The 7,369-nt window shown below is 69.3% G+C and carries 6 protein-coding genes; 4 read left to right on the top strand and 2 right to left on the bottom strand.

Features of this window, described 5'->3' with window-relative positions:
* Window positions 1-253 (top strand): hypothetical protein (locus AC31A1_RS42680; protein ID WP_489658462.1); only part of this gene is annotated, 253 nt, incomplete at its 5' end.
* A gap of 156 nt (window positions 254-409) precedes the next feature.
* Complete coding sequence (locus tag AC31A1_RS42675; protein WP_489658461.1) at window positions 410-2,653, top strand: glycoside hydrolase family 9 protein; 2,244 nt, start codon at window positions 410-412, stop codon at window positions 2,651-2,653.
* Window positions 2,654-2,662: 9 nt separating this feature from the next.
* On the opposite strand, the gene qcrB is transcribed toward AC31A1_RS42675, so the two are convergent.
* Together qcrB and sigJ are read right to left on the bottom strand one after the other, a co-directional pair.
* A complete protein-coding gene (gene qcrB / locus AC31A1_RS42670) occupies window positions 2,663-4,129 on the bottom strand; it encodes a cytochrome bc1 complex cytochrome b subunit (protein ID WP_489658460.1) in 1,467 nt (488 codons plus the stop codon).
* Entirely contained in the window at window positions 4,126-5,067 is a 942-nt protein-coding gene (sigJ, locus tag AC31A1_RS42665) for an RNA polymerase sigma factor SigJ (RefSeq protein WP_489658459.1), read from the bottom strand. The genes qcrB and sigJ overlap by 4 nt, the downstream gene beginning before the upstream one ends.
* A 191-nt stretch (window positions 5,068-5,258) precedes the next feature.
* Between sigJ and AC31A1_RS42660 the strand changes: the two genes are divergently transcribed.
* Window positions 5,259-6,872, top strand: a complete 1,614-nt coding sequence (locus AC31A1_RS42660) for a DHA2 family efflux MFS transporter permease subunit (protein WP_489658458.1) — start codon at window positions 5,259-5,261, stop codon at window positions 6,870-6,872.
* Window positions 6,869-7,369, top strand: a 501-nt coding sequence (locus AC31A1_RS42655; protein ID WP_489658457.1) for a hemerythrin domain-containing protein, incomplete at its 3' end; no start/stop codon positions are given. The genes AC31A1_RS42660 and AC31A1_RS42655, both read left to right, overlap by 4 nt.

Raw genomic sequence — 7,369 nt, 5'->3', positions numbered from 1 at the left:
GGTGGAGGTGTCGTTCACCGTGGACTCGACACACAGCCTGCCCGCAGCCGTCACGGTCGCGGTGTGGGACGGGCGCGGGTGGGTGCCGGTCGAGGGGACCGCCGTCGACTGGGCGACCGCCTCGGACGCCCCGACCGTCGTCACCTTCGGCGCCGTGCGCGGAACGCGGGTGCGGCTGACGCTGAGGAGTGCTCACCCCGGGACGGCTCAAGGGGCGTTCCGGATCAGCAAGTTGGAGGCACCGGCCGGATAGGGACCCGCAACCCGTCGACGATCCGGACGGGAACGTGTCAGCGGTCCGGGCGGGAATCTGGCCTGTCCGGACCGTTGACGGGGTGTCATGTCTCGAACAGGATGACCTGCGTCCACAGTCGATGGGAGCGCTCCCGCGTTCGTGAGGGGCTCAGACGTGAAACGACGCAGCACGACCTTGCTCGCCGCCACGGCCCTCCTCGCGGCGGCGCTCACCGCCCTGCCGGCCGGCCCGGCCGGGGCCGACGAGGTCGAGCAGGTCAGGAACGGTACCTTCGACACCACCACCGAACCCTGGTGGACGACGAGCAACGTCACCGCCGGCCTGTCCGACGGACAGCTCTGCGCGGACGTGCCGGGCGGCACGACGAACCGCTGGGACGCGGCCGTCGGCCAGAACGACATCACGCTGGTGAAGGGCGAGTCGTACAAGTTCGCCTTCACCGCGTCAGGTTCGCCTGATGGGCAGGTGGCGCGGGCGATCGTCGGGCTGTCGGTGGCGCCGTACGACACCTACTACGAGGTCAGTCCCGAGCTGAGCGGGTCGGGCAACTCCTCTGCGTACACGTTCACTTCGCCCGTCGACACCACGCAGGGGCAGGTCGCCTTCCAGCTCGGCGGCGGCCCCGACGCCTGGCACTTCTGCATGGACGACGTGTCGCTGTTGGGCGGGGTGCCGCCGGAGGTGTACGAGCCGGACACCGGACCGCGTGTGCGGGTGAACCAGGTCGCCTATCTGCCCGGCGGGCCGAAGAACGCGACCCTGGTGACCGCGTCCACGTCCGTGCTGCCCTGGGAGTTGAAGAACGCGGCGGGTGCCGTGGTCGCACACGGGCGGACCGTGCCGCGCGGCACCGACGCGGCTTCCGGGCAGAACGTCCAGTCGATCGACTTCGGCCCGTATCGGGGGCGCGGCGAGGGCTTCACGCTGGTGGCGGACGGGGAGACGAGCCGCCCGTTCGACATCGGGACGGCCGCGTATGAACAGTTGCGCCTCGACTCGCTGAAGTACTACTACACCCAGCGCAGCGGCATCGGGATACGCGACGACCTGCGCCCCGGCTACGCCCGCCCGGCCGGTCACCTGAACGTCGCCCCCAACCAGGGCGATGCCGACGTGCCCTGCCAACCCGGCCTGTGCGACTACACACTTGACGTCACAGGCGGCTGGTACGACGCCGGGGACCACGGCAAGTACGTCGTCAACGGCGGTATCTCCACCTGGGAGTTGCTCAGCACGTACGAGCGCTCACGCCTGGCCCGCACCGGTCAGCCCGCCAAGCTGCGCGACGGGACGCTCGCCATCCCGGAGAGCGGCAACAAGGTGCCGGACGTGCTCGACGAGGCCCGCTGGGAACTGGAGTTCCTGCTGAAGATGCAGGTACCGGACGGGCAGCCGCTGGCCGGAATGGCCCACGACAAGGTCCACGACGAACAGTGGACCGGGTTGCCCATGCTGCCGAGCCAGGACCCCCAGAAGCGCGAGCTGCACGCGCCGACCACCCAGGCGACGCTCAATCTCGCGGCGGCCGCGGCGCAGGCGGCACGCCTGTACCGGCCCTACGACCGGGAGTTCGCGGCGAAGTCGCTGGCCGCGGCGAGGAAGGCGTGGGCGGCGGCGGTCGCGCACCCCTCGGTGTACCCGGACCCGAACGACGGCATCGGCGGTGGCGCCTACCCCGACGACAACGCGACCGACGAGTTCTACTGGGCGGCCGCCGAGCTGTATCTCACCACGGGAGAACGGCAGTTCGCGGACTACATCGTCAACTCCCCGCTCAACACGGCCGACATCTTCGGCAGCCTCGGCTTCGACTGGGCGCGCACGGCGGCACTGGGCCGACTCGACCTGGCGACGGTCCCCAGCCGTCTGCCCGGCCGGGACACGGTGCGCCGCTCGGTGATCGAGGGCGCGAACACCTACCTGACCACGCTGCGAACCCAGCCGTACGGCATGCCGTACGCGCCGCCCGGCAACCTCTACGACTGGGGTTCCAACAGCCAGATCCTCAACAACGCGCACGTCATCGCCACCGCGTACGACCTCACCGGCGCCGCGAAATACCGTGACGGCGCGCTCCAGAGCATGGACTACATCCTCGGCCGCAACGCCCTCAACATGTCGTACGTCACCGGCTACGGCGAGGCCAACTCCCATAACGAGCACAGCCGTTGGTACGCCCACGAACTCGACCCGAACCTCCCGAACCCGCCGCGGGGCACGCTCGCGGGAGGCGCGAACTCCTCCATCCAGGACCCGTACGCACAGAGCAAACTCCTCGGCTGCGTCGGCCAGTTCTGCTACATCGACGACATCCAGTCCTGGTCGACCAACGAGACGGCGGTGAACTGGAACGCGGCGTTGGCGTGGATGGCCTCGTTCGCGGCGGACCAGGGCTGATCTCCGGCGTCAGGGCTCGCGTTCCACGAGTTCCCTCGGCCGCTTGTGCGCGGTCAGTGTGTGCAGTTCCGCCTGGTCGAGCGGCCGGTGCAGCTCCACGTACTCGCCGTGCGGCAGGCGCTTGATGACACCCGTCTCGCGGCCGTGCAACACCAGTTCCGCGTCCCGGAGTTGGAGCCCCAGGCAGATGCGGCGGGTCACGACGAAGGCGACCGTCGGTACGACGAACACCGCCACCCGCACCGCCCACGTCACCGTGTTGATCGACAGGTGGAGGCGGGTCGCCACGATGTCGTTGCCGCCGCCGGTCAGGAGGATCAGGTAGAGGCTGATCCAGGCCACGCCGATGCCCGTGCGGGTGGGGCGGTTGCGGGGGCGGTCCAGGAGGTGGTGTTCGCGTTTGTCGCCGGTCCGCCAGGACTCCAGGAACGGGTACACGCCGATGAGGACCAGGAGGAGCGGGAAGACGATGATGGGGATCAGCACCCCGAGGACCAGTGTGTGCCCCCACACCGTGATCTCCCAGCCGGGCATCACCCGCACCAGCCCCTCCGCGAACCCCAGGTACCAGTCCGGCTGGGCGCCCGTCGAGACCTGGTCGGCGCGGTAAGGGCCGTACGACCAGACCGGGTTGATCGATGCCACCGCCGCGAGGAGGGTGAGGGCGCCGAAGACCAGGAAGAAGAAGCCGCCCGCCTTCGCGAGGTAGACCGGCATGAACGGGGCGCCCACCACGTTGCGTTCGGTGCGGCCCGGGCCCGCGAACTGGGTGTGCTTGTGGTACACGACCAGGAGGATGTGGACGACCACAAGTGCCGCCATGATCCCGGGGATCAGCAGGACGTGGAGCGAGTAGAAGCGGGACACGATGTCGTGGCCGGGGTACTCGCCGCCGAACAGGAACATCGAGAGGTACGTCCCGACGATCGGCACCGACAGCAGCGCGCCGTCCACGAAGCGCATGCCCGTGCCCGACAGCAGGTCGTCCGGGAGCGAGTAGCCGAAGAGGCCCTCGAACAGGCCGAGGAACAACAGGGTCCAGCCGAACAGCCAGTTGAGCTCGCGCGGCTTGCGGAACGAGCCCGTGAAGAAGTGCCGCATCATGTGCGTGAGCATCGCGGCGATGAACACCAGCGCCGCCCAGTGGTGCAACTGCCGGACCAGCAGCCCGCCCCGCACGTCGAAGCTGAGGTGCAGCGTCGAGGCGTAGGCGTCGGACATGCGGATGCCGTTGAGGGGGACGTAACTCCCGTGGTACGTCACCTCGTTCATCGACGGGTGGAAGAACAGGGTGAGATACACGCCCGTCAGGATCAGCACCACGAAGCTGTACAGGCAGATCTCGCCGAGCAGGAACGACCAGTGGTCCGGGAACACCTTCCGCAGGTACTGCTTGCCGAGGGTGTGGATGCCGAGGCGGCCGTCGAACCAGTCGGCGACGCGTTCGCCCCGCGAGGGGGTGGAAGTGCCGGTCACTGGTCCTCCTCCTCGTCCTTGTGCACGTGCGTGAGCTTCTCGGGGTTGGTCACGATGTAGACGCCGGACACCTGGTCGCCCTCGGGCGTGAGGTCCATGACCATCACCGCGTACGGCGAGTCGCCCTCGAACAGCACGGCCGCGTCGTCGCCGTTGACGCGGCGGTAGCGCAGCTCCAGGTTCTGGGGGCCGCGACGCCGGGCCGCGAACGAGTTGATGAGGCGGACGGCCTTGTCCCGCCCGTGCACCGGGCGCAGTCCCGCCGGCTTCCGGTTGCCCCCGCTGTCGGTCCACACCGTGACGTCCGGCGCGAGGATCTCCATCAGCGAGGCGATGTCCCCGCCGATCGCGGCCCGCACGAACCGCTCGGTCGCCTCCCGCCGCACCCGGGGATGCGCCTCGTACAGCGGCCGCCGCGCGTGCACATGGGCCCGCGCCCGGTGCGCGAGCTGCCGTACGGCGGCCGGGGTGCGGTCGATGATGTCCGCGATCTCGGTGTGGGCGTACCCGAACACCTCGTTGAGGACGAAGACCGCGCGCTCCAGCGGGGTCAGCGACTCCAGGACGACCAGCATGGCCATCGACACGGACTCGGCGCGCAGGGCGGGGTCCACGGGATCGTCGCCGGCGGGCTGGTCGACCAACGGCTCCGGGAGCCACGGGCCTACGTACGTCTCACGGCGGCGGGTGATCGTCGCGCGGCGCCGCAGCGCGTGGTTGACGGCGATACGGACGAGATAGGCGCGCTGGTTGGTGATGGTGTCGAGCGGGGAGCGCCGGGCGCGCGACGTCCAGGAGAGCCAGCTCTCCTGGAGGACGTCGTCGGTGTCGGCGACGCTGCCCAGCATGTTGTAGACGAGGCCGAACAGCAGCTCCCGATGGTCCATGAAGACAGCGGTCGCCTCATCGGTGACAGCGATCCCGGAAATCTCGGACATGTATGCGCCTCCCCAGTGACGTGCTCACTACTGCGAGGGGTGGCGGGGGCCGGAATGTGACAGCCGACGGCCTGAATGTGACGTACGTCTCGGGAAATTCGCGCCGTGTCACACCCGCCGGCCGGTCGGCCCTCTTGAACGCGAGTCCGACGTGCGGTCGGACGCGTAGTCGGACGTAAGGAGTCGACATCGTGTTCAAGAAGTGGCACGGCAACCCCTGGGCGATCCTCATCACGCTCTCGCTCGGGTTCTTCATGACCCTCCTCGACCTGACGATCGTGAACATCGCGATCCCCCAGCTCGGCGAGGACCTCGACGCGTCCCTGGACGAGATCCTCTGGATCGTCAACGCCTACACCCTGGCGCTGGCCGTCCTGTTGATCACCGGCGGACGCCTCGGCGACCTGCGCGGCAAACGGAACCTGTTCGCCGCCGGAGTCACCGTCTTCACCCTGGCCAGCCTCGCCTGCGGCCTCGCGCAGGACCCCGCCCAACTCATCGGGTTCCGCGCGGTGCAGGGGCTGGGCGCGGCGCTGCTCATGCCGCAGACCCTGTCGATCATCGCCGAGGTGTTCCCAGCCGACCGGCGCGGCGTCGCGATGGGCATCTGGGGCGCGGTGGCGGGCGTCTCCGGCGCGCTGGGTCCGATCCTGGGCGGGGTGCTGATCACCCATCTGTCCTGGCGCTGGATCTTCTTCGTCAACCTGCCGATCGGCGCGCTGGTGCTCGTCCTCACCATGGCGATCATCCCGGGCGCCCGGCGCACGGTACGGCGCCGCTTCGACACCCTCGGCGTCACCCTTGCCTCAACTGCCCTGTTCTGCCTGGCGTTTGGGCTGACCGAGGGGCAGCGGTACGACTGGAACGCCTGGATCTGGAGCCTGTTCGGCGCGGCCGTCGTCCTCTTCGCCGGCTTCCTGCTGCACGAGCGCGGGCAGCAGAACGGTGAACCCCTGGTCCCCTTCTCACTGTTCAAGGACCGCGACTTCAGCCTCATCAACTTCGTCGGCGTCACCGTGTCGTTCGGCGTGGTCGGGATGTTCCTCACCCTGACGATCTACCTTCAGTCCGTGCTCGGCTTCAGCGCGCAGAAGGCGGGGCTCGTGCTGTTGCCGGTGGCACTCGGCTCGTTCGTCATGGCCGGGCCCGCCGGGGCGCTCGCGGACAAGGTCGGCGGCAAGTTCATCCTGATGGGCGGGTTGCTGGCCTGGGCGAGTGGCCTGGTGTGGGTCGTAGGCGTGGTGGACGTCGGTACGGGGTGGCTGACCATCGCGTTGCCGTTGTTCCTCACGGGGTTGGGCGTCGGCTGCACCTTCGCCCCGATGGCCACGGAGGTCATGCGCAACGTCCCGCCCCGGCTCGCGGGTGCCGCGTCCGGTGTCACCAACGCGCTGCGGCAGGTCGGTTCGGTGCTTGCCGGTGCGGTGATCGGGGCGGTGCTCCAGGCCCAGCTCGCCTCGTCCCTGACCGAGCAGGCGCGGGCGCGGGCCGGTCAACTCCCCGCCGCCTACCGGGAGTCGTTCGTCGCCGCGTTCTCCAAGGCGGAGTCCGACGTCGGTGCCGGGCAGCAGGGCGGTGCCCCGGCCGGGGTTCCGCATGACATCGCCGAGCGCATGCGTGTTCTCGGCGGCCAGGTGTTCGGCCACGGCTTCGTCCACGCGATGGAGCCCGCCGTGTATGTCGCCGTCGCCGTCCTGCTGACCGGCGCGCTCGCGTGTCTCGCCGTACGACGACACCACGGGCCGTCCGCCAATCCGCATGCCCTGCCCATGTCCGAGCCCGAGCTGGAGGAAGCCGCACGATGACTATCGACTTCACGCCCATGTACGCCTCCCACGACGCGTTTCGGCGTGACCTGGAGCGGCTCGCCGCGGCGGTCGCGGAAGGGCGGGCACATACCGGTCCTGTTCTCGCCGGGTGGGAGAACTTCAAGCACCAACTGCACGTCCACCACACCGCGGAGGACAGTGATCTGTGGCCGCGGGTTCGGGAACGGGTCGCGGGGCGTGTGCGGGACCTTGCGCTGCTCGATGACATGGAGGCGGAGCATGGGCGTATCGACCCGCTGCTGGACGCGGTGGACGCGGCGCTGGCTGAGCGGGCGTTCGAACTCCCCGATCTCGTCAGGGCGTTGCGGGCCACGCTGGACGATCACCTCAAGCATGAGGAGGACGGGGCGTTGCCGTTGATGGGGGAGGTGCTGACCGGTGCGGACTGGGGGGCCTTTACCGGGCGGATGCGGGAGACGCAGGGGTTGCGTGGGGCTGCGGTGTTCGTGCCGTGGCTTGTTGACGAGGTGTCG

The organism is Streptomyces sp. P5F9, from assembly GCF_057961495.1.
This window is presented reverse-complemented; position numbering and strand designations above follow the sequence as displayed.

Coding starts and splice junctions, on each gene's coding strand:
- sigJ (WP_489658459.1), bottom strand. CDS start 5,067: ATGTCCGAGATTTCCGGGATCGCTGTCACCGATGAGGCGACCGCTGTC.